The sequence below is a fragment of the Corynebacterium sp. A21 genome (assembly GCF_052266655.1).
In the GTDB taxonomy this organism is placed as follows: Bacteria; Actinomycetota; Actinomycetes; order Mycobacteriales; family Mycobacteriaceae; genus Corynebacterium.
Genome location: NZ_JBQPQY010000003.1, coordinates 52,613 through 75,653 on the forward strand (window position 1 = coordinate 52,613; position 23,041 = coordinate 75,653).

19 protein-coding genes are annotated in these 23,041 nt (G+C 63.6%); 10 read left to right on the forward strand and 9 right to left on the reverse strand.

Going from position 1 to position 23,041, the window contains the following annotated elements; genetic code table 11:
* Positions 1-88: 88 nt before the first annotated feature.
* From ACTU46_RS06615 to ACTU46_RS06630, 4 genes are all read left to right on the forward strand, one after another.
* Positions 89-946: a sulfurtransferase gene (locus tag ACTU46_RS06615; protein ID WP_443380459.1), complete on the forward strand. Its 858-nt coding sequence runs from the start codon at positions 89-91 to the stop codon at positions 944-946.
* Between the two features lie 208 nt (positions 947-1,154).
* Positions 1,155-2,927: an acetyl/propionyl/methylcrotonyl-CoA carboxylase subunit alpha gene (locus ACTU46_RS06620; RefSeq protein ID WP_443380460.1), complete on the forward strand. Its 1,773-nt coding sequence runs from the start codon at positions 1,155-1,157 to the stop codon at positions 2,925-2,927.
* A 53-nt stretch (positions 2,928-2,980) separates the two neighbouring features.
* Positions 2,981-3,415: a DUF1707 SHOCT-like domain-containing protein gene (locus ACTU46_RS06625; protein ID WP_443380461.1), complete on the forward strand. Its 435-nt coding sequence runs from the start codon at positions 2,981-2,983 to the stop codon at positions 3,413-3,415.
* Positions 3,416-3,449: 34 nt separating this feature from the next.
* Positions 3,450-3,977 carry a GNAT family N-acetyltransferase gene (locus ACTU46_RS06630; protein ID WP_443380462.1) on the forward strand — a complete coding sequence of 176 codons (528 nt, stop codon included), beginning with the start codon at positions 3,450-3,452 and terminating at the stop codon, positions 3,975-3,977.
* Here the strand turns inward: ACTU46_RS06630 and ACTU46_RS06635 are convergent.
* The 5 genes from ACTU46_RS06635 to prpD all read right to left on the reverse strand — a co-directional run bounded on the left by ACTU46_RS06635 (position 3,974) and on the right by prpD (position 11,983).
* Complete coding sequence (locus ACTU46_RS06635) at positions 3,974-4,579, reverse strand: PadR family transcriptional regulator (protein ID WP_443380463.1); 606 nt, start codon at positions 4,577-4,579, stop codon at positions 3,974-3,976. The genes ACTU46_RS06630 and ACTU46_RS06635 overlap by 4 nt on opposite strands.
* A 221-nt stretch (positions 4,580-4,800) precedes the next feature.
* Positions 4,801-8,199 (reverse strand): pyruvate carboxylase, encoded by a 3,399-nt coding sequence (locus tag ACTU46_RS06640; RefSeq protein ID WP_443380744.1) that lies wholly within the window; start codon positions 8,197-8,199, stop codon positions 4,801-4,803.
* Between the two features lie 156 nt (positions 8,200-8,355).
* A complete protein-coding gene (locus ACTU46_RS06645) occupies positions 8,356-9,492 on the reverse strand; it encodes a bifunctional 2-methylcitrate synthase/citrate synthase (protein ID WP_443380464.1) in 1,137 nt (378 codons plus the stop codon).
* Between the two features lie 74 nt (positions 9,493-9,566).
* Positions 9,567-10,484 (reverse strand): methylisocitrate lyase, encoded by a 918-nt coding sequence (prpB, locus tag ACTU46_RS06650; RefSeq protein ID WP_443380465.1) that lies wholly within the window; start codon positions 10,482-10,484, stop codon positions 9,567-9,569.
* A complete protein-coding gene (gene prpD, locus ACTU46_RS06655; RefSeq protein ID WP_443380745.1) occupies positions 10,484-11,983 on the reverse strand; it encodes a 2-methylcitrate dehydratase PrpD in 1,500 nt (499 codons plus the stop codon). The genes prpB and prpD overlap by 1 nt, the downstream gene beginning before the upstream one ends.
* Positions 11,984-12,148: 165 nt before the next feature.
* Here prpD and ACTU46_RS06660 point away from each other — a divergent pair, with 165 nt between their 5' ends.
* The 3 genes from ACTU46_RS06660 to ACTU46_RS06670 all read left to right on the forward strand — a co-directional run bounded on the left by ACTU46_RS06660 (position 12,149) and on the right by ACTU46_RS06670 (position 16,638).
* A complete protein-coding gene (locus tag ACTU46_RS06660) occupies positions 12,149-13,516 on the forward strand; it encodes a short-chain fatty acyl-CoA regulator family protein (protein ID WP_443380466.1) in 1,368 nt (455 codons plus the stop codon).
* Positions 13,517-13,623: 107 nt separating this feature from the next.
* Positions 13,624-15,432: a flavin-containing monooxygenase gene (locus tag ACTU46_RS06665; RefSeq protein ID WP_443380467.1), complete on the forward strand. Its 1,809-nt coding sequence runs from the start codon at positions 13,624-13,626 to the stop codon at positions 15,430-15,432.
* Positions 15,433-15,465: 33 nt separating this feature from the next.
* On the forward strand, positions 15,466-16,638 hold the full coding sequence (locus ACTU46_RS06670; protein WP_443380468.1) for a hypothetical protein: 1,173 nt from the start codon (positions 15,466-15,468) through the stop codon (positions 16,636-16,638).
* Here the strand turns inward: ACTU46_RS06670 and ACTU46_RS06675 are convergent, their stop codons facing one another.
* The 4 genes from ACTU46_RS06675 to upp all read right to left on the reverse strand — a co-directional run bounded on the left by ACTU46_RS06675 (position 16,639) and on the right by upp (position 20,522).
* Positions 16,639-18,048 carry an NAD(P)H-quinone dehydrogenase gene (locus ACTU46_RS06675; protein ID WP_443380469.1) on the reverse strand — a complete coding sequence of 470 codons (1,410 nt, stop codon included), beginning with the start codon at positions 18,046-18,048 and terminating at the stop codon, positions 16,639-16,641. It lies immediately after the preceding gene.
* A 57-nt stretch (positions 18,049-18,105) separates the two neighbouring features.
* The gene (locus tag ACTU46_RS06680) at positions 18,106-19,296 is read right to left on the reverse strand and encodes a M20 family metallopeptidase (protein WP_443380470.1); all 1,191 of its coding nucleotides are present in this window, start codon (positions 19,294-19,296) and stop codon (positions 18,106-18,108) included.
* Positions 19,297-19,336: 40 nt separating this feature from the next.
* Positions 19,337-19,816, reverse strand: coding sequence for a helix-turn-helix domain-containing protein (locus ACTU46_RS06685; protein ID WP_443380746.1), 480 nt, complete (start codon positions 19,814-19,816; stop codon positions 19,337-19,339).
* A 70-nt stretch (positions 19,817-19,886) separates the two neighbouring features.
* A complete protein-coding gene (upp, locus tag ACTU46_RS06690) occupies positions 19,887-20,522 on the reverse strand; it encodes a uracil phosphoribosyltransferase (protein ID WP_443380471.1) in 636 nt (211 codons plus the stop codon).
* Positions 20,523-20,583: 61 nt separating this feature from the next.
* Between upp and ACTU46_RS06695 the strand changes: the two genes are divergently transcribed.
* From ACTU46_RS06695 to ACTU46_RS06705, 3 genes are read left to right on the forward strand one after another with little or no spacing between them, the layout of a single operon-like run.
* The gene (locus ACTU46_RS06695) at positions 20,584-20,868 is read left to right on the forward strand and encodes a hypothetical protein (protein ID WP_443380472.1); all 285 of its coding nucleotides are present in this window, start codon (positions 20,584-20,586) and stop codon (positions 20,866-20,868) included.
* Positions 20,869-21,768: a C40 family peptidase gene (locus tag ACTU46_RS06700; protein ID WP_443380473.1), complete on the forward strand. Its 900-nt coding sequence runs from the start codon at positions 20,869-20,871 to the stop codon at positions 21,766-21,768.
* A gap of 21 nt (positions 21,769-21,789) precedes the next feature.
* Entirely contained in the window at positions 21,790-23,019 is a 1,230-nt protein-coding gene (locus ACTU46_RS06705) for a hypothetical protein (RefSeq protein ID WP_443380474.1), read from the forward strand.
* Positions 23,020-23,041 lie beyond the last annotated feature (22 nt).

Below are 23,041 nucleotides of genomic sequence, written 5' to 3' on the forward strand. Positions count from 1 at the left end.
AGAACTGCCTCAGGTGACCATTTCAGGCCCCGAGGCACTAATCTTGGACCAGGACAAAAACCGCAGCACTTCGAAAGGCACCAATACCATGGCTGTTCCCCACGATCCCGCCCCGATGTTCGCGGATTACGCACACCCAGAGCGCGTCGTTTCCGCCTCGTGGCTCAGTGCCCGACTCGGCACCCCAGGACTGCGGGTCGTCGAATCCGACGAGGATTCCCTCCTCTACGACATCGGCCACATCCCCACCGCGGTGCGCATTGACTGGGCCAAGGACCTCAATGACCCGCTGTTGCGTGATTTCATCGACGGCGAGGGCTTCGCCAAGCTCATGAGTTCCAAGGGCATCAAGCGCGATGACACCGTGGTCATCTACGGTGACAAATCCAACTGGTGGGCTTCCTTCACCCTCTGGGTCTTCGAGCTCTTCGGCCACGAGGATGTCCGCCTGCTCGACGGCGGTCGCGATGCCTGGATGGCCGAGGAGCGCGACACCTCTTTCATGGTTCCCGATCTGCCTGCCAGCAACTATCCCGTGGTCAAGCGTGACGACGTCCCGTTGCGGGCCTTCGTCGACGAGGCCCGCGCCGCGATCGCGAATAACACCGCCCTGGTGGATGTGCGCTCCCCCGAGGAATTCTCCGGGGAGATCGAGGTCCCCACTGTCCTGCGTGGTGGCCACATCCCCACCGCCCGGAACCTGCCCTGGGGCAAGACCGTCCACCCGAACTCCCGTTTCCGCTCCCGCGAGGAGCTGGCGGAGGTCTACGCCGATCTCAACCCGGCGGATCCGACCATCGTCTACTGCCAGCTCGGCGACCGTTCCGCACACACCTGGTTCGTCCTGAAGTACCTGCTGGGATTTGAGAACGTCCGCAACTACGACGGCTCCTGGGCGGAGTGGGGCAACATGGTCCGGATGCCCATTGCCCGCGACGATAAGTAGGATAATTAGGCAACGGAAAGTTATCCGTGCTACCCCTAAAGTAACGACTCACCCGGCCCCACCGACATGAAAGTGTGGCCGGTTGTGCCACAATTATCCTATTGCCCATCAAACGATGGGCGCTTTATGCGAATAGAACGTGAGTATTCCCTCACGTCCGACCCCGATCGACATCACATCGAACTGATCAAACCCAGGAGGACCCCCAGTGTCAGTTGAGGCAAAGAAGATCACGAAGGTCCTGGTGGCCAACCGTGGCGAGATCGCTATCCGCGTGTTCCGGGCCGCTCAGGATGCCGGTATCGCCAGCGTCGCCGTCTACGCCGAGCCGGACGCCGATGCCCCCTTCGTCGGCTACGCCGATGAGGCCTTCGCCCTCGGCGGTCAGAGCTCCGCCGAGTCCTACCTGGTCTTCGACAAGATCCTCGACGCTGCGGCCAAGTCCGGCGCCGATGCCATCCACCCGGGCTATGGTTTCCTCGCCGAGAACGCCGACTTCGCCCAGGCCGTCATCGACGCCGGCCTGATCTGGATCGGCCCCTCACCCGAGTCCATCCGCAGCCTCGGTGACAAGGTCACCGCCCGCAACATCGCCACCAAGGTCAACGCCCCGATGGCACCGGGCACCAAGGAGCCCGTCAAGAGCGCGGCCGAGGTGGTCGCCTTCGCCGAGGAGTATGGCCTCCCGATCGCCATCAAGGCCGCCTTCGGCGGCGGCGGTCGTGGTATGAAGGTCGCCTACCAGCTCGAGGATGTCGCTGACCTCTACGAGTCCGCCACACGAGAGGCAGTCGCCGCCTTCGGTCGCGGTGAGTGCTTCGTGGAGCGCTACCTGGACAAGGCCCGCCACGTCGAGGCCCAGATCCTGGCTGACCAGCACGGCAACGTCATTGTCGCCGGCACCCGCGATTGCTCCCTGCAGCGTCGCTTCCAGAAGCTCGTGGAGGAGGCTCCGGCCCCCTTCCTCAGCGATGAGCAGCGTGCCACCATCCACAGCTCAGCCAAAGCCATCTGCCGCGAAGCCAACTACTACGGTGCCGGCACCGTGGAGTACCTGGTCGGCGCTGACGGCCTGATCTCCTTCCTGGAGGTCAACACCCGCTTGCAGGTCGAGCACCCCATCACCGAGGTCACCACCGGCCTGGATCTGGTCCGCGAGCAGTTCCGTATCGCCGAGGGCCAGGAGCTGCGTTTCACCGAGGATCCGAAGCCGACCGGCCATGCCTTCGAATTCCGCATCAACGGCGAAGATGCCGGCGCCAACTTCATGCCGGCACCGGGCACCGTCACCACCTACCGCGAGCCCTCCGGACCGGGTGTCCGCATGGATTCCGGTGTGGTCGAGGGTTCCGTCATCGGCGGCCAGTTCGACTCCATGCTCGCCAAGCTCATCGTTCACGGTGAGACCCGCGAAGAGGCCCTGCGCCGCGCCAAGCGTGCCCTGGACGAGTACGTCGTCGAGGGCATGCCCACCGTGATCCCCTTCCACCGCCACATCGTGGAGAACCCGGCTTTTGTCGGTGACGGCGAGAAGTTCGACATCTACACCAAGTGGATCGAAGAGGTCTGGGACAACCCGATCGCCCCCTTCGTCGACCCGGCCGATGTCGAAGCCGATGAGAACGAGCCTTCCCAGAAAGTGGTCGTCGAGATTGACGGTCGTCGCGTGGAGATCGCCCTCCCGGGCAACTTCGGCATCACCTCCGGTGGTTCCACCAAGAAGAAGGCCAAGAAGCGTCGCGCCGGCGGCGCCAAGGGTGGTGCCTCCGGCGATGCCGTGGTCGCCCCGATGCAGGGCACCGTCATCAAGGTCAATGTCGAGGAAGGCCAGGAGGTCACCGAAGGCGAGACCATCGTCATCCTCGAGGCCATGAAGATGGAGAACCCGGTCAAGGCCCACAAGTCCGGTAAGGTCACCGGCCTGGTCACCGAAGCTGGTGCCGGCGTGACCAAGGGCACCGTGTTGCTCGAGATCAAGTAGTTTCACTACTCAAAACCCCCGCTGAAAACTCTGTTTTCAGCGGGGGTTCTGCCATGGGTGTGCTTGGCGGTCGAGAGTTCTACGATGAAGGTATGCACCTCCCGGAGCAGCAACCATCTGACAGTCAGCGTATCGGGGACACCGAGCGCAACCAGGCCATGGCCTGGCTCTCCGAGATGACCGGCACCGGCCACCTGGATCTGGCGGAATTTGAGGAACGCTCCCGGCTCATCGCCGAAGCGCGTACCCGCAACCAGCTGGATGAGGTCATGGCAGATCTGCCGGAGCCGCATGAAACCACGGGGGAGATCGCGCCTGTAGAGACGATGCAGGACCAGCGAAAAGTTGCCGCGATCGCACTGAGCTCGGTGGGGGTGGTGTTCATTGCCGCCATCCTCGCCCTCCCCTGGCTGCTCATCCTGGTCCCGGTGATCACCCTCGGTGCCTGGCTCAGTGGCAAAGGTCCCTCCAATTTCTACCGGAACTAGGAATCTGTGTTCTTGTGACTAGGATTCCTTAATCATGGACAGTTCTGAATTCAGCATCCGGCCGGCCACTGAGGCCGACCGGACTTTCCTGGCCCGCATGTTCTATCTGACCGATGTGCTCGGCGATGAAACGCGCCGCCCCAGTGAGGGCTTCACCAAGGATCTCCATCAATATGTCGATTCCTGGACCCCAGCGCAGGGTGGCCTGGTCGCTTTCAGTCCGGATGGCATCCCCGCCGGTGCCGTATGGCTGCGTTCCGGGGAGCTCAATCGCCCTCGCTACGGTCTCATCGGGGCCGATATTCCCGAGCTCGCCATCGCCGTGGAGCGGCGTTACTCCGGGCAGGGTCTAGCGACCCGCCTGATTCGCGATGTCCTGGTCACCGCCCGGGAAACAGGTGCCCCGGCGGTTTCGCTGGCCGTGGATGAGGGCAACGATCGCGCCCGAAACCTCTATCTGATGCTTGGATTCCAGGTCTTTGAGGATCGGGCGGGGCTGGGGACCGAGGCGATGATCTACCGTTTCCCCACTCAGGCACCGGGGGAAAACCGGGATGCTTAGAGCTCCTCAATCTCCTTGGCCGCACGGTTGAGAATCTCGATAGCCTGCTCGTGGTCCGCCATTCTGGTGGCCTTGACCGCGTTGCGCAGCCGGAACATCGCCTCGCGGTGGCGGAAACGTGGATCCTGCGGGTTCTGAGGGTTCGCATAGCCGCTGAGGATCTGGGACCATTCGGCCTTGTTCTCCTCGACCAGCGTGGCCCCTACTTCAGTGAGGGTGGCCAGCTTACGGCCGGAATCGGTGGTGATGGTGATCAACCCCTCATCTTCCAGGAGGTTCAGGGTGGGATAGATGGCGCCCGGGCTGGGGGTCCACTGACTGTTGGTTTTTTCGCCGATCAGACTGATCAACTGATAGCCGTGCATCGGCTCTTCGCTCAGCAGGAAGAGGATGACATTGCGGAGGTCGCCGCGACCGGCGCGGCCACCGCGCCCTCTCCCGTGGCGGAATCCGCCGTAGCCACCGCCTTCACCGCGGTTGCGGTGGCCGTGACTGTAGCTGTGGCCCCGTCGGGGCCCACGACCGTGACCGCAGGGGCCGCCGCGCCCGGAACCGTCGAGATGATCAAAACCACGGGCGTGGTTCTCATGTGAGTAGCTCATGTTGTGGAGCCTTTCTCCTGGATGTGGTGGCGGTCCCTGATGTACGGACCACCGTTAATGCAGTTAACGATATATCGTGACATATCTAAAAGTCAACGATATATCGTAAACTTAGTGATATTCGCAGTTCAGGGCACTCGTGGACAGAAAAATGCGGTGCCGTTACTCCCCTATCGGAAGTACCGGCACCGCATTTTTCTTCAAGCTAACCCACTGCGGAGCTACTCAATGACGACGAGTAGGTCGTTGCCCTCCACCTTCTCCGGCTGCTTGAGCACCACCCGAGAGACCGTGCCATCCTTGCTCGCGGTAATCGTGGCCTCCATCTTCATCGCCTCGATCACCGCCACCGGATCACCCGCCTTAACCTCGACCCCCTCCGCCACGGACACGGTCACCACCCCGGCAAAGGGTGCCGCGACATGACCCTCATTCTTGGGATCGGCCTTCTCCGCCGCCGCGGTGACCGACTCCACCTTGCGATCCCGGACCTGCAACGGACGGATCTGACCGTTAACATTGCACACCACCCGCCGCATCCCCTTATCATCGGGCTCACCGATCGCATCAAGCCGCACCACCAGCGAGGTCTCACCCGGCATCCGGATCACCGTCTCCACCCCCTCATCAAGACCGTAGAAGAACTCACGATCATCGAGTGCGGAGATATTACCGAAGAGACGGTTATGCTCCACAAACTCCTCGAACTGCTTCGGGAAGAGCAACCGGCTCAACGCCTCACGACGCACCGCATGATCCGCCGACTGAAGCTTGACCACCTCCCCCGCCGGGACCTCCACCAGATGGGTGGTCTTCTCCGCCCGACCCGCCAACGCCCGGGTACGCAACGGCTCCGGCCACCCACCCGGCGGGGTCCCCAACTCACCACGAAGAAACGCGGTCACCGAGTCGGGAATATCATATTTCTGCGGATCCTTCGCGAAATCCGCCACACTGACCCCCGCCCCCACCAGATGCAGGGCCAGATCGCCCACCACCTTCGACGACGGGGTGACCTTGGTCGGCCGACCCAGCAGATCATTGACCTCCGCGTAGGCATCCTCGATCAACTCGAAACGATCCCCCAACCCCAACGCGGTGGCCTGGGTCCGCAGGTTGGACAACTGGCCACCCGGAATCTCGTGACGATACACCCGCCCGGTCGGGCCCGGGATCCCGGACTCAAACGGGGCATAGAGCTGGCGCACCGACTCCCAATACGGCTCCAGATCACCCACCGCCGCCAAGGACAGACCGGTATCACGGTAGGTATCAGCAAACGCGGCGACAATCGCCGACAAGGAGGGCTGCGAGGTGGTACCCGACATCGGTGCCGAGGCACCGTCAACGGCATCAGCCCCCGCTTCCGCGGCAGCCAGATAGGTGGCCAGCTGGCCACCGGCGGTGTCGTGGGTATGCACGTGCACCGGCAGGTCAAACTCCCGACGCAGCGCCTTGACCAGCTTCGCCGCGGCCGCCGGGCGCAACAGCCCCGCCATGTCCTTGATGGCTAAAATATGCGCCCCGGTACCGACGATCTGCTCGGCCAGCTTCAGGTAGTAGTCCAGGGTGTAGATATTCTCCTTCGGACTGAGCAGGTTACCGGAATAGGCCATCGCCACCTCCGCGACGGTGGTATTGGTCTCCAGCACGGCATCAATCGCCACCCGCATCTGCGAAACATCGTTGAGCGCATCGAAGATCCGGAAAATATCCACCCCGGAATCCGCCGCCTCCTTCACAAACGTACGGGCGACACTATCCGGGTAGGGGGTATAGCCCACGGTGTTGCGCCCACGCAACAGCATCTGGATATTCACATTCGGCATGGCCTCGCGCAGCGAATCCAACCGCCCCCAGGGATCCTCATGGAGAAAGCGCATCGCCACGTCATAGGTCGCCCCACCCCAGGCCTCCACGGACAACAACTCCGGGGTGGTCCGGGAGACCACGCTGGCAGCCTTGGTCAACGCCGTAGACCGCACCCGGGTAGCCAGCAGCGACTGGTGGGCATCACGGAAGGTGGTATCCGTCACCGCCAGGGCGTCCTGCTTGCGCAGTGCCTGCGCGAACTTCTTCGGCCCCAGATCATGCAACCGGTCACGCGAACCCCGCGGCACCGCCGCCTGCTCATCAAAGATCGGCAGCTTCTCCGCCGGACGCACCTGCGTGGGACGTGTCCCATTGGGCTTATTGACCGTGACATCAGCCAGAAAGTCCAAGATCCGGCCAGCCTCATCACCGGCCGGCGGGGCCGCCAACAGGTGCGGGTGATCCTTGATGAAGTCCGTGGAAATCCGCTTGGACTGGAAATCCTCCTCGCGCAGCAGAGCGCGCAAAAAGCCGATATTAGTGGCCACCCCGGCGACGGTGAACTCCGCCAGCGCACGCTGGGCCCGGGTCACCGCGACCTCGAAATCAGAACCACGACAGGTCATCTTGACCAACATCGAGTCAAAGTGCGCCGAGATCTCACCACCCAGCGAGGCCGCACCATCCAGGCGCACCCCGGCGCCACCCGGGCTGCGGTAGGCGGTGATGGTCCCGGTATCCGGGCGGAAGCCGTTGCTCGGATCCTCGGTGGTGATCCGGCACTGCAGGGCCACCCCCCGGGTGGTGATGGAGTCCTGGGTCAGGCCCAGCTCTTTCAGGGTCGCCCCGGCGGCGAGATGGATCTGGGATTTGACCAGGTCCACGGAGGTGACCTCCTCGGTCACGGTGTGCTCGACCTGGATGCGCGGGTTCATCTCGATGAAGACGTGGTTGCCCGCCTCATCGACCAAAAATTCCACGGTCCCGGCACCGACGTAGTTAATCGACCGGCAGAACTTCACCGCATCCGCGCAGATCCGCTCGCGCAGTGCCGGATCCAGGTGCTGGGCCGGGGCAATCTCGACGACCTTCTGGTGGCGACGCTGCAGGGAACAGTCACGCTCATAGAGGTGGATCACATCACCGGTATGGTCACCTAAGATCTGCACCTCGATATGCTGCGGCTTGAGCACTGCACGCTCGATATAGACATTGCCGTCACCAAACGCGGCGGCAGCCTCACGGGAAGCCTCGGCGGCCAGCCGGGGCAGGTCCGCAGGCTTGTCGACGAACCGCATGCCGCGGCCGCCGCCCCCGGCGACAGCCTTGACGAACAGCGGATAGATATGCCCCTTGGCCTGTTTGACCAGGACCTCGATGTCCTCGCTGGGCTCGGACTCCTCCAGGGTCGGCAGTCCGGCCTTGCGGGCGGCGGTGACGGCCTTGGCCTTGTCACCGGTCAGATCCAGGGTCTCTGGGGTGGGACCGATAAACGTCAGACCGTTCTCCGCGCATTCACGGGCTAGCTGGGCTTTCTCGGAAAGGAAACCATAACCGGGGTAGACCGCATCCGCACCGGTTTTCTTCGCCGCGCGGATGATCTCGTCGATATCGAGGTAGGCCTTGACGGGGGAGCCTTCCACCCCGATGCGCACGGCTTCTGAGGCGTAGGTCCGGTGAAAGGAGCCCCGGTCTTCCCGGGGATAGACGGCCACGGTCTGGGCGCCGGTCTCGTTGGCGGCACGGAAGGCGCGGACTGCGATTTCGCCGCGGTTGGCAACCAGGACCTTGCTAAAGGTCGGCAGCATTTTCGATACCACGTGAGGCATCCTTTCCAAAGGAGAGATTGTGAGACAAATTACGAAACCCAGCATAACGCACGTACACCATGCGAACGCCGGGTTTCAGTCACAAACTTCGCAGACTTCGCCAAGCGGCCTGCGGAAGCTGCGCTTCAGGGATATTTAGCGCTCGGAAACGGAGCGCTGCGGCACACCGTTGTAGGCGGAGAGCGGGCGGATCAGGGCGTTGGAGCTGTACTGCTCGACGATGTGCGCGGTCCAGCCGGTGACGCGAGCGAGCACGAACAGCGGGGTGAAGAACTCCACATCAAAGCCCAGCAGGTGGTAGGCCGGTCCAGAGGGGAAGTCCAGGTTCGGCTTGATGCCGGTGCGCGCGTTCATGGTCTCGGCCATGATGTCGTACATCTCAACCCACTTCTCGCCGTCCTTGCGGGCGGCCAGCTCCTTGAACGCGGCCTCCATGGTGGGCACCCGAGAATCCCCCTTCTTGTACACCCGGTGACCGAATCCCATAATCAGGTCCTTATTGTCCAGGGCGTTGTTCACCCAGTCCGCAGCCTTGGCCGGATCATCGATCTCGAGCATGGTGTGCATGACGAATTCATTGGCGCCACCGTGCAGCGGGCCCTTCAGCGCACCGATCGCACCGGTGATGGCGGAATAGGCATCAGATCGGGTGGAGGTGATCACGCGTCCGGTGAAGGTGGAGGCATTGAAGGAGTGCTCCGCGTAGAGGATCAGGGACTGCTCGAAGGTTTTGATGTCCTCTGCGTTATTCGCCGGGGAATCCGGGCCGTCGCCGAAGACCATGTAGAGGAAGTTCTCGGTGAAGCTCCGGTCGAGGCAGGGCTCGATGAACTCCTGCCCCTTGCGGCGGCGGATGTCATAGGCCACGGCGGTGGGTAGCTGCGCCAGCAGGTTCAGGCCGATGCTCCGGATGTGCTCCTCGCTGGTGGTGAAGAACTCCGGATCCTTGGTACCCAGGTAGGACACTGCGGTACGCAGCACATCCATCGGGTGACAGGTGGTGGGCAGCACGTCGATGAGCTTGATCAGGTCCGGATCCAGGGTGCGGAGCGCCTTGCCCGCGGCGTTGAAACTCTCCAGCTGCTCGGGGGTCGGCAGTTCACCTTCCCAGAGCAGGTAGGCGACCTCTTCAAAGGTGCAGTTTGCGGCGAGTTCCTGCACCGGGTAGCCCCGGTAGGTCAGCGAGTTGGTCTCGGAAACGACCTTGGAAACGGCGGTGTAGTCGGCGACGACGCCGGCCAGGCCCTTGCGGATTTCGGTTTCATTGCTCATGAGGTTTTCCGTCCTTAGCTGGGTGGTGCGATGGGGTGGTGTGAGTGTGGGTGGTAAATCCTGGAGCGAGGGAGCTAGCTGGAGTAGTTCTCCGCCGAGTAAGTGAACACCTGCTGGTCAAAGGCGTTGTACTCGTTGTAGCGGAGCAGCTCATAGAGTCGGGAGCGGTGCTGCATGCGGTCGACCCAACCGGTCTGGGTGCCGGTCTCATTGATGTCCTTGAGTGCCGCCTCCACCTGGCCCATGGCGATACGCAGGGTGGTCACCGGGTAGATCACCGCGTTGTAGCCGATCTCCTCCAGGGTCTTGGCCGAGAGCAGTTCGGTCTTGCCGAACTCGGTCATGTTGGCCAACAACGGCACATCGACCGCAGCGCGGAACTTCTCGAACTCGGCCGGTGTGTGCAGCGCCTCGGTGAAAATGAGGTCCGCGCCGGCATCGGCATAGGCCTTGGCCCGCTCGATGGCGGAATCGATCCCCTCCACCCCCGCGGCGTCGGTACGCGCACAGATGACGAAGGCATCATCCCGACGCTCGTTGACCGCGGCGGTGATGCGGCGCAGCATCAGCTCGGTGGGGACCACCTCCTTGCCGTCGAGGTGGCCACAGCGCTTCGGGTTGACCTGGTCCTCGAGGTGGCAACCGGCGACTCCGGCATCCTCGAATTCACTGATGGTGCGGGCGGCGGACATCGGCTCGCCGAAGCCGGTATCGGCGTCGACCAGCACCGGCAGGTCCGTGGAGCGCGCGATCTGACGGGCGCGGGCGGCCACCTCGGTCAGGGTGGTCAGGCCGATGTCCGGCAGCGCCAGATCAGCAGCGACGACGGCACCGGAGACATAGACTCCCTCGAAACCTGCGTCCTGGATGGCGCGGCCCACCAGCGGCGAGAACGCGCCGGGCAGTCGCTGGATGGTGCCGGAGGTCAGACCCTCACGGAGAGTCACCCGACGATCATGGGGGCTCACCAGACTGGAGTAGAGACCGGACATCAGAGGAGGCCCTTTCCGGTTTCAGGAGCCTGCGCCAGGATCTCAGGCGCCAGCTCGATATTTAGTTCGCGCAGGTCAGCCAGGTTCGGCAGGGACTGCACGGCAGTCAGGAAGCGCTCCTGCTCAGCTTCGGAGATCACGCCCTGTGCCAGCGAGCGGAACTTGTTGATGTACTGCTCGCGGGCGAAGGGACGGGCGCCGTAGGGGTGGGCGTCGGCGACGGCGATCTCATCCTCGAGGACGGTGCCGTCCTTGAGGGTGATCACAGCCTTGGCACCGAAGGCCTTCTCCTTCGGGTCGGTGGAGTGGTAACGGCGGGTCCACTCCGGGTCCTCGACGGTGGAGATCTTCTGCCACAGCTCGATGGTCTCCGGGCGGTGTGCGCGCTCCGGGGAGTAGGAGTGCTCGTGGTGCCAGGACTGATCCTCCAGGGCCACCGCGAAGATGTACATGATGGAGTGATCCAGGGTTTCACGTGAAGCGTCCGGATCGAACTTCTGCGGATCGTTGGAGCCGGTACCGATCACGTAGTGGGTGTGGTGGCTGGTGTGCAGCACGATGGACTCGATCTGCGTGGTGTCCGCGATCTGGGCACCCATGCGGCGGGCGAGGTCGATCGGCGCCTGGGACTGGTACTCCGCGGAGTGCTCCTTGGTGAAGGTGTCCAGAATCGCGCGCTTGGCCTCGCCCTCAGCCGGCAGCGGGATGGTGTACTCGTGGTCCGGGCCGGAGAGCAGCCAGGCGATGACGCCGTCCTCGCCTTCCCAGATCGGGGAGGGTGCTCCCTCGCCGCGCATCGCCCGGTCGACGGCCTCGATGGCCATCTTGCCGGCGAAGGCCGGGGCGAAGGCCTTCCAGGAGGAGATTTCACCCTTGCGGGACTGTCGGGTAGCCGTGGTGGTGTGCAGCGCCTGGCCGACAGCCTGGTAGATGGTGTCTACGTCCAGGTGCAGCAGGGTGCCGATGCCGGCGGCGGCCGAGGGGCCGAGGTGTGCGACATGGTCGATTTTGTGCTCATGCAGGCACATGCCACGAACCAGGTCGACCTGGATCTCGTAGCCGGTGGCCAGGGCGCGGACCAGGTCCTCACCGCTGGCGCCCACCTGCTGGGCGGCGGCCAGGATCGGCGGAATGTTATCGCCGGGGTGGGAGTACTCGGCGGCGAGGAAGGTGTCATGGAAGTCCAGCTCACGGACGGCCACGCCGTTGGCCAGGGCGGCCCACTCGGCGGAGAAGCTGCCCGGGATACCGAAGACAGCGGCCCCGGCGGCGGAAACCGGGTGCGCCTGCGCCTGGCGACGGGCGACAGTGACGGGACGACGCAGCACCGATGCCGCGGACACAGCGGCATTGTCGATGATGCGGTTGATGATCATGTCGCGGGTCTCTTCGGGAACCTCAACCGGATCAGCAGCGACGCGGGCGATCTTGTACGCGAGGTGATCCTGCTTGGGGAAGTCCTCCGCCGAGCGGTGGGTGCGCACCTTGTGGTTGATCATGTATCTCTCCTGAGTCACGGGGAAAATGTTATGGCCCTCATGCTAGGCGGCAAATTGTGTGTATAGTCACAGCAAAGTTTGTATATTATGGCGTAAAGATCTGGTGTTCTCTGCGAAACTTGTGGAATCCGCAGGTGGGGACACGGAAGAAAGCAAGAGGGAACCATGAGCAAGCTCTTCGCGGGGGCACGAATCCGCACGCTTCGCCGCAGCGCCAAGTTGACCCAGGTGGAGATGGCCCGGCAGATGGACCTGTCCACCAGTTACCTCAATCAGCTGGAAAATGATCAGCGGCCACTGACCGCAACAGTTCTCATGGCGCTGACCACCACCTTCGACGTGGATGCCGCCTACTTCTCCCCCGACCGGGACGCGCGCACCATCGCCGACCTCCAATCGGCTTTCCCGCAGGTTCCGGCGGAGCAGCTCGGCGATCTCGCCGCCCGCTACCCCGACCTGGTGCCCGAGATCATCGAGCTGAGCACCCGCAGCAACCACCGTGAGGAAGGCCCCTATGAGGCGGTACGTGACTTCTTCTACGACGCCCGCAACTATATCGACGAACTTGACCGGCTCGGCGAATCACTCGCCAGCGAACTCGGGGACCCCCAGTTCCGACTCAGCCGCATGGCCGCCCGCCTGGACACCGAGGCCGGGGTGAGTGTGCGGTTCCGCCGGCACGAGACCGGCCCCCGCCGGATCTTCGACCCCGAGACCCGTGAGCTACACCTGCGCACCGGACTGACCGACTCCCAGAATCTCTTTGAAATCACCCTGCAGTTCGCCCTGCTCATACACGGCGAGATTCTCGACCGGATCGCCGCCCCGCTTCCCGACGCCGCCTCCCGCAAGGTGGGCCACCTCGGCCTGGCGCAGTACTTCGCCGCCGCGGTGGTGCTGCCCTATGGGGTCTTCCTTCAGGTCACCGAGGACTACCACTACGATATCGACCGGATCGCCGCCCATTTCGGCACCGGCATTGAAACCACCTGCCACCGGCTGTCCACCCTGCAACGCAAGGGCGCCCGAGGCGTGCCCTTCTTCTTCGTCCGCACCGACCGGGCCGGCAACATCTCCAAACGACAGTCCGCCACCAGCTTCCACTTCTCCCGCTCCGGCGGCTCCTGCCCCCTATGGGTGATCCACCGCGCCTTCGAACAGCCGAACCGTTTTGTGCGCCAGGTGGCCACCATGCCAGACGGCCGGAGCTATCTCTGGGTGGCCCGGACCGTACATGGTCCGGTGCACGGCTTCGGCACCCCACGCAAGGAGTTTGTGGTGGGCCTGGGCTGCGATCTCAGCCAGGCTGACCGACTGATCTACAGCCAGGGCCTGGAGTTGAGCCCGGAGTCCGCCACCCCGATCGGCCCGGGTTGCACCGCATGCCCCCGCCCCCACTGCCCACAGCGGGCCTTCCCCCAAGCGGAGCGCCCCCTGGACCTGGATCTGAACGTGACCGCCGACGAACCCTACCGAACCCTGAAAGGGGGTGCCCGATTAGCTTCGCAAACCACACAACCCGGCAGCGTCTAGTGGGGTAGGTCACCTTAGCGGCCTTAGCTTGCGGGGGCACCGCCACTGGCCTCACACCTATTGTGACGCTCAACGTTAGCGCCGTCACAATTGCAAGGAGTTCAAGGATGACCGACCCGAACCACACCGCAGTGGAATCCTGGCTGATTGACCTGGCCACCGCCACCGGAAAGAACTCCGCCGAGGACGCTGCTCTCGCCGTGACCGAACTCTTCGAGGAAGAGGGCTTCTGGCGCGACCTGCTGGCCTTCTCCTGGAACCTCACCACCGCCGAAGGCCAGGATGAGATCTCCCGGATGATCCAGGAAACCTGGCCGCGCAGCACGCTGAAGAACCTGCAGATTGACGGCGAAGTCACCGATGAGGGCGAAGGCGTGCTGCGGGCCTTCCTCACCTTTGACTCCCAGGACTTCCACTGCCGTGGGGTGCTACGCCTGCGCGAGGGCAGGGCCTGGACCCTGATGACCTCCGCCCGAGAGCTGATCGACTTCCCGGAGAAGCAGGGCCGCAGCCGCGAGCTCGGCGTCGAACACGGGGTCCAGGAGGAACGGAAGAACTGGGCTACCCGCAAAGCCGAGCGACAAGCGGCCCTCGGAACCACCGAGCAGCCCTTCGTGCTCGTGGTCGGTGGCGGACAGGGTGGCATTGCGCTGGCCGCCCGACTCAAGCGCCAGGGGGTGAGCACCCTGATCGTCGATAAGCACGGACGTCCGGGAGATCAGTGGCGCTCGCGTTATGCCTCCCTGTGTCTCCACGACCCGGTCTGGTACGACCACCTCCCTTACCTCCCCTTCCCCGACCACTGGCCGGTGTTCACCCCGAAGGACAAGATGGGCGATTGGCTGGAGCACTATGTCGGCATCATGGATCTCGACTACTGGACCAACACCCACTGCGAACAAGCGGTATTCGATGAGGACAGCGGCCGCTGGAGTGTGAAGGTCAACCGCGACGGACAGGAACTGGAACTCCACCCCGAACACGTGGTGCTGGCCACCGGCATGTCAGGACTGCCGAACCGCCCCTACCTTCCGGGTCAGGAGAATTTCCGGGGCGAGATCCGACATTCCTCCGAGCACCCCGGTGGTGGCGGTGACCAAGGCAAAAATGTCATCGTGCTCGGCGCCAACAACTCCGCCCATGACATCTGTGCCGATCTCTACGAAAATGGCGCGCACCCGGTGATGATCCAGCGCTCCAGCACCCACATCACCCGCTCCGAAACCCTGATGCGGGAAGTGTTCGGTCCGCTCTACTCAGAGGAAGCCCTGGAGTCCGGTCTGGACACCGACTCCGCTGACCTGCTCTTCGCCTCCTGGCCCTACAAGATCCTCAACGATGTGCAGAAACCGATCTTCGACAGCATCCAGGAACAGGACGCCGAGTTCTACCGCGGGCTGACGGATGCCGGATTCCTGCTGGACTTCGGCGATGATGACTCCGGCCTTTTCCTGAAGTACCTGCGCCGTGCCTCCGGTTACTACATCGATGTCGGCGCCTCCCAGCTGATCGCCGATGGCAAGGTGAAGCTGCGCTCCGGGGTCAGCATTGCCCAGGTGAAGGAACGTTCCGTGGTACTCACCGACGGCACCGAGCTCCCTGCCGATGTGATCGTGCTGGCCACCGGCTACGGCTCCATGAACGGCTGGGCCGCCCAGCTGATCAACCAAGAGGTCGCCGACAAGGTGGGCAAATGCTGGGGACTGGGCTCCGACACCACCAAGGACCCCGGCCCGTGGGAGGGCGAACTTCGCAATATGTGGAAACCGACGAATCAGCCGAATCTATGGTTCCACGGCGGCAATCTCCACCAGTCCCGCCACTACTCGCGCTACCTCGCGCTGCAGCTCAAGGCCCGGGCGGAGGGACTGGACACCCCGGTATACCAGTTGGCGGAAGTGCATCACATTTCCTGAGCCATGGTCGCTGGGCCATGGAAGAATAGCGCCATGGACAATGACAAGGATCTGGTGCTGGTAGAAGGTGCTGAAGGCATCCTCGCAATCGGCACGGAGGCCTCACTCAAGATGTGGCAGCACTCCGTAGGTTCCGGGGTCCAGACCCGGACTCCGGAGGGACTGGACCTCACCGCCTTCAGCCAACTTCTTTCCCTGGGGCAGGCCGTACCGAGTCGATTCCTGCCCTCCCTACCTGGGAGGACCTCCGCCGGCACCGGATCCTCGGGCAGGGAGCCAGAGATCCGCCGGCTTGTCTTCGGCAAGGACGGCAGGATCCAGAGCAGTGAGCTGTTGAACCCCACCTTATTCCTCACACTTGATCCGAAGCTGATCCTGGTACAGGCCGCGATCGAGGTCTTCGCGCAATCTCTAGCGGAGATCCGCGAGGAGTTGGAGGAGGTCAAGGAAGGCGTCCAGGAACTGCTGAAGCAGTCAGAGGCTGCCCGGCTCGGTGATATCTATGGTCGGAATAAAGTACTGCGGCGGGTGATCCAGGGGTTGAACCTGGGTGAGAGCCTCAGCTCCGCAGACTGGGATGGGCTGGCCAGCATGGGCCCGGACCTTCAGATCGGTACCGAAAAGCTCCGCAGTTACCTCGAAGGTTCCCTACGCGAGCTCGACTATGAGGCCTCCCCCACCAAGCGGGTCAGACAGCTCCAGAAGTTCATGGAATCCGGTCGCTTCGTCGATCATCTCAAATTGCTCGTGGTAGCAGAGGAATCGCTCGCGCTCTATCACCGGATCCGGCTGGAACGGGTGCGTCGCACTGAGCCCGAGGCCATGGATCAGACCGTCCGCAGCATCCAACTGGTGTTGGAGAACAATATCGACGATGACATGTCAGTGGCTCATCAGCTCAGCCGAATGCTCAGCGAGTTTGCGGTACTCCGCCCCGCCGAGGGACTCGATGTGCGCAACCGACGCCGGATGGACAAGCTCCGGGCGCAACTACATGATGCTGCCCGGGAGTTTGTGCGGCACCGTGCCGGGCAGGCCGAAGATTGGTCCCTGGCGGAATCCGCCCGAGTGAAGGATGCCTTCAACCATTATCTGGGAGTGCTCAACGGGGCCCGCCGGAAAACTCTCCAGGCAACGGCCGACGGGCTCAGTAGCATCGCGAAGAAGATCGAGCCGCGGCGGGAAGAGCCTGTCGAAGGAGAGTGACTACTCCAGGTCGTCGTGCTGAACCAGTTGGCGGGCAGCTTCGGTGATGGAACCAGAGAGGGAGGGGTAAACCGAGAAGGTGTCCGCCAGATCCGCAACGGTCAGTCGGGTGGTCACGGCCACCGCGATCGGCAGGATCAGCTCGGAGGCGGTCGGGGCGACCACGACACCGCCGATGATGATGCCGGAGTTACGGCGACAGAAGAGCTTGACGAAACCGTGGCGCAGGGAACGCATCTTGGCGCGCGGGTTGCGGCGCAGTGGCAGCACGATCACGCGGGCGGAGACCTCACCGGACTTGATCTGCTCATGGGTGACACCCACGGCCGCGATCTCCGGGCGGGTGAACACCGCAGTGGCCACGGTCTTCAGCCGGATCGGGGACACACCTTCGCCGAGTGCGTGGTACATGGCCACGCGGCCCTGCATGGCGGCGACCGAGGCCAGGGGGAAGAGGTCGGTGCAGTCACCGGCGGCGTAGACGCCAGCGACGTTGGTGCGGGAAACCCGGTCGACCTTGATGTGGCCGGAGCGGGTGGTCTCCACACCGATCCCCGACAGGCCCAGGTCCTGGGTCTTGGGGATGGAACCAATGGACATCAGGGCGTGGGAGCCGAAGATCTCACGGCCATCGGAGGTACGCACGCAGACGCCACCATCCTCGGTACGGGTGACCGTGTCCACCCGGGCGTGCTTTTCCAGGGAGACTCCCCGCTCGGCGAGCACCGTCTCCAGGACGTCGGCGGCATCGGCGTCATCGTGAGGCAGGATGCGGTCACGGGAGGCGACCATGGTGACCTTGACGCCCAGCTCAGCGAAGGAGGAGACGAACTCAGCACCGGTGACACCGGAACCGACGACGATGAGGTGCTCCGGGGTTTCCTTGAGGTCATAGACCTGCTGCCAGGTCAGGATGCGCTCATTATCGGGTTGTGCTCCCTCCAGGACACGCGGGGTGGCACCGGTGGCCACGAGCACGAGGTCACATTCGATGGTCTCCACGGTGCCGTCCCGGTGGGTGGCCTTGATGAAGTGGAGGGTCTGCTTCGGGGAGTAATCATCGAAGCGGCCGCGGCCGTCGATGATGCGCACACCGATGCGCTCAATCTGGGAACGGATGTCCGCGGACTGATCTTCAGCCAGGGCCTTCACACGCTGGTTCAGCGCATCCAGGTCAATGGTGGAATCACCGATGCCCTTGTTCAGGCCCATGTCATCTGCCCGACGGAGGTCAGTCTTGATCCCGGAACCCGCGATGAAGGACTTCGAGGGGACACAGTCGTGAATGACGGCGGAACCGCCCATGCCCTGGTCCTCAATGAGGGTAATTTCGGCGCCGTACTTGGCGCCTGCCAGGGCTGCCTCATAACCGGCGGGACCGCCGCCGATGATGACGATTCTCTTGGTCAAGGGGTTTCCTCCACGCTGTTCAATGTCTCACGAAAATGGGTGTTTCGTCCTTTAACCCTAATCTAAGAAAGGTTCCGATGCCGATGCACCGGCCCCGTACTGCTCCGCCACGGAGGCGAACAGGCGGACCCCGACCCCGATGGCCCGTTCATCGACCACCAGATCAGCCTGATGCAGATCCTGGGGCGAGCCTTCCCCGGACCAGCAGCCGAGCCGCGCCATGGAGCCCGGGACATGCTCGAGGTACCAGGAGAAGTCCTCGCCGCCGGAGGACTGTGGAGCCTGGACAACGGCCTGCGGATCGATGACCCGCGCGGCGTCGGCAAGCATGGCGGTGGCCAGGTCATCATTGATCACCGGCGGCACACCACGGGTGTAATCGACCTCGAAGCCGCAGCCTGTGGGGGCGAGCACCTGAGCCACCAACTCCTCGAAGAGGGGCTGAATGGTCCGCCAGATCTTCAGGTCGGCGGTGCGCAGGGTACCGCTGACGGTGCCGGATTCCGGGATGGCGTTGGGGGCGTAACCGGAATTGATGGTGCCGAAAACCAGCACCGTTCCGGTCCGCGGATCCACCCGCCGGGAGAGTAGTCCCGGCAGGCTGGTCACCAGCAATGACAGCGCGTAGATGATGTCACCGGTCAGGTGCGGACGAGAGCTGTGCCCGCCGGGACCGGTGACCTTGATCTTGACCACATCGGAGGCGGAGGTGATCGCACCGGTGCGCACACCGATCCGGCCGACCCGCAATTTCGGCTCCGCATGGATGGCGAAGATCGCCCCGACCCCGGCCAAGCCGCCCCATTCAATAACCTCAGAGGCGCCGCCCTCCATGACTTCCTCGGCCGGCTGGAAGATGATGCGCACCCCGGTGCTCAGCTCCACCTCGCTCAGGGCACAGGCGGTGGCCAGTGCCACGGTGGTGTGGACATCATGGCCACAGGCGTGCATGACGCCGGGTTCCACGGAACTGAAGTCCAGGCCCGTGGCTTCGGTGATCGGCAGGGCATCGATATCCGCGCGGAAGGCCACCCGGGGCCCTTCCTCCGGCCCGAGATCAACCATCAGACCGGTCCCGGGGAAACGCTTCGGGTTCAGGCCGTATTCGCGCAGCACCTGTTCAAGATAGTCGGTGGTGCGGTGCTCCAGGTGGGAGAGTTCCGGGTGCTGGTGCAGGTGTCGACGCCAACCGATAACTCGCTCATGGTTGGCCATGAGCCACGTGTCGACGCTCGCGGTAATCCCCATGAGGTGTCCTTTCCCGAGCTTCTGACTAGTTCCATCAAGCCTAGTCGCCCGGCAGGTGTCCCTGTATTTCCGGGTCCCGGGGCGGCTTGGGGTCGGCAGATTCCTCAGCCGCACTCAACGGTGGGTTTCGGTTGAATCCGGGGTGGTCCCCCTGGCGGCCCTTATAAAGGTGGCGGGCATCGAAAGGCAGGGTGTCCTCCGGATGCGCGGGCCACACCAGATCGACCCGCGGGCCTTCGGCGGTGCAGATATCTTCGACATATTGGTCGCCGGCCGGGAGCAGCACCGAAGGCGGGATGTGGAGAGCCCTGGCGAGCAGATAAATAGTGGAGAGGACCGGGTCACTTGTTTTGTCGTTATTTTCATTGCGCTCGATATTCGAGATCATGTTCCGACTGACTCCGGCCAGTTCCGCCAGCCGCTCCTGGGTCAGCCCCCGCATCTTCCGGAGTTCGTACAGGTTACGGCCGAGGCGACTGCCGTAGCTTATCCAAAATCGACGTTCCGGTCTCCGCACCATGCGGCCCACGATGCCCAGCGCACTGGGCAATCACCGCCAATTGTATTGGGCAGCGGTGGCCGGGGAGGAGCTACAGGTCGATATTGCGGGGGCCGTACATGCGGTCACCGGCATCACCGAGGCCGGGAACGATGTAGGCATTGTCATCCAGGCCGGGGTCGATCACGGCGGTGACCAGCTTGACCGGCAGTCCGGAGGCGGCCAGGGCGTCCACGCCGGGTTGCGCGGAGACCATGCACACGGCGGTGATCTCGGTGGCGCCGCGGGCGGCGAGCAGCTGGATGGAATGCAGCAGGGAGCCGCCGGTGGCCAGCATCGGATCCACCACGAAAACCGGCTGTCCGGTCAGATCCTCGGGCAGTGCCTCCAGGTAGGGCACCGGCTCGTGGGTCTCTTCATTACGTGCCATCCCGATGAAGCCGACCTGCGCATCCGGGATCATCGAGAGTGCGGGCTCGACCATGGACAGTCCCGCGCGGATGATCGGGACGATGATCGGCGGGTTCTTCAGACGGGCGCCATCGGCTACAGCAACGGGCGTCTGGGTGGGGAAATGCTCCAGCGGCAGGTCGCGGGAAGCCTCGTAGATGAGCATCGTGCCCAGGTCAGAAGCAGCCGCCCGGAAAGCGGCATTATCGCTGCGCTCATCGCGCATAAGTGTCAGGCGCGCCTGCGCCAGGGGGTGATCGACGATCGAGATTCGCATGGTGCCATCGTAGGCCACGATCAGAGGGAACCTCACCCAGCCCCGGCCAGTCAAAGTGAGTATGGGTGATCACACTGAACTGAGCATTGATACTGAACACGCACGTCATCTCGCGATGGATCTGGCACACAGCGGGCAAGCACTCCCCTTCCTCCCACCGACACTTATCGAGAGCCCCGGTACCCGCCGTTTCCTGGCAGCCGCCGGGGCGGCGCTGCAGGCGAATACCGCACGCGGCGATCTTGCCCGCCAGCAGGCCCGGGAGCTGGCAGAATCCTCTTTCTCATCAGTGAGTGAGATCGCGGATACGGATACCGGTTTCGCCGGCCGATTGGAGCGGACCTAAATGGAGCAGATCGTCCGAGCGGTGGCTACCTTAACTGCAGCATGTCCCCCGCGGCTGCCCCACATTGAGCTGCCGAAGTTGCCGGACTTTTCAGCGGCGGTCCCCCTCGCTGAATATCTGGGTGCGACGGAGAGCTCCGGCCTGCGGCTACCGGAGCTGTCATCCGCCCTCAATGCGGAACAGGAACAGATCCTGGCACTGCTGCACAGCGCGGAGATCCCGCTGGCCCAGGCCACCGAGGGCTTTCGGGAGGTGGCTGAGAGTCTGTTGCGGCAGGCCTCCCAGCAGGTACTCACCCTGGGATTGAATCCAGCGACTTGGGCGGAATTGCCCGGGCAGCTGAGGGCGCTGGCACAGACCCACCTGGCCGCCGCAGCAGCGGTGGTCGATGAGCTGGAAAGCAACCTCGCCCCGGCCGCAGCAGAGTTGGAACTGATGGCGGCAACTCCACCCGCCCCCTACGCCGCCCCAATCCCAGCCCCCACCCCAGCTCCCGAAGTAGAGCCGGAGGCGGAACCGGAAGCAGCGCCAGCGGAGTCCCCTGCCCCGGTGTCCTCATCCCAGGGGGAGGCAGCCGTCGCAGCGGCGATGACCACCCTGGGCACGCCTTATCAATGGGGTGGGACCTCGGTTTCCGGCTTTGATTGCAGCGGACTCACCCAGTGGGCCTGGCGGCAGGCCGGGGTGGAGTTACCCCGGCTGGCACAGGAGCAGAATGTGGGGCGGGCGCTCAGCGCCGATGAGCTCATTCCCGGGGATCTGGTGGTCTGGGATGGACATGTGGCGATGTATGCCGGGGAGGGGCAGATCATTGAGGCCGGGGATCCGGTGCAGACCAATCCGCTGCGTACCTCAAACATGGGGATGGCCTTCAAGGGCTTCTACCGGCCGACGGGTTGATCTCAGCTAAACTTCACCACCATGAGCGAAAATGCGATCCTCCCCGTCAAGGTGTCATTGAGCGAGGGGGATTTCTACACCCTCTGGGCTCCGATGTGGAAGGAGCACGGTGCTGAATGGCAGGCTTTCCTCGGTAATGAGGAAGATGTCCTCTTCTTCACGTCCCCGGCGCGGCTGCTGGCCTATCTCGATGAGAATCCGCAGCATGATCTCAGCTCCCACCCGAAGTGGAAGGCCTTCAGCGCCACCGGTGATGCCCGAGTGGTACCGGGTGAAAAGGACTACTACGACATCATCGGTGCCCCGGCGCTGCTGGCCGAGCGCCCCTCACACCTCAATGTCAGTGCGGTGGCCCGCGCCTTCCGGTTGGCCCGCAGTCTGGCTGAGGTTTCCCACGCCACCGATGCCACCGTCTTCTTCGCCTCCCACTCGGTGGTGGGCAATGTGGAGCGCGGCACCGATCACTTCTCCGCCGACTCCGGGCTCCACGAATGGTCCGCCATCGGCCGTGCGGTGCTGGGCAACTGGGCCAAGGTAGTCGCCGCATTGGATGAGCAGGTCACCCTCCCGGCAGAGGATGCCGCCGAGACCGCCGCCGCCCAAGCCCGTATCGACGCCGCGACCGAAGCCGCGGCAGCCGCCCGTCTCGCCGCGGAGGAGAAGCGCAAGGAGGAAGCTGAGAAGGCTGATCCCTATGACACCTCGCCGTGGGCGGCCGCCGGTATCGACCCGGTCCGGATCTCCATCCAGGGCAAAACCATCTATACCCTGCGTACCTACCTCGCTAAGGAGCCGGTGTTCCTGGGCAAGTTCGGGGAGATCTTCACCTTCAACTCCGGCAAGCTGCTGCTGCGCTGGATGGTGGAAAATGATGACCATGATCTGGCTAAGGTGGCCACCTGGGAGGATCTGGTGCTCTCCGCCAATGCCGGCGAGCTGGAGATGATGGTCCACAAGGATAATTCCTACTCCTTCACCGGCCTGGTCAAGGATATCGGTGAAGGACCGAATGCCGTGGACACCGATCAGATGGGCGCCGGTTATGAGCTTATGGCCGATGCCGCTGACTGGGCCGGCGATGATTCGCTGAACTCCTATTTCCTGGCCAATCCGCGCATGCAGGACTACATCTCCTACATGCTCGGCTCCCCCGGCACCTCAGGCTATGTTCCGAGTGCACCGTTCACCGACCACGCCCAGGGTTGGAAAGATCTCGAGGAGATCCTGGTCAAGCGCTTCTCCCGCTTCTAGTTCTCCTGCTGTTCACAGCTCT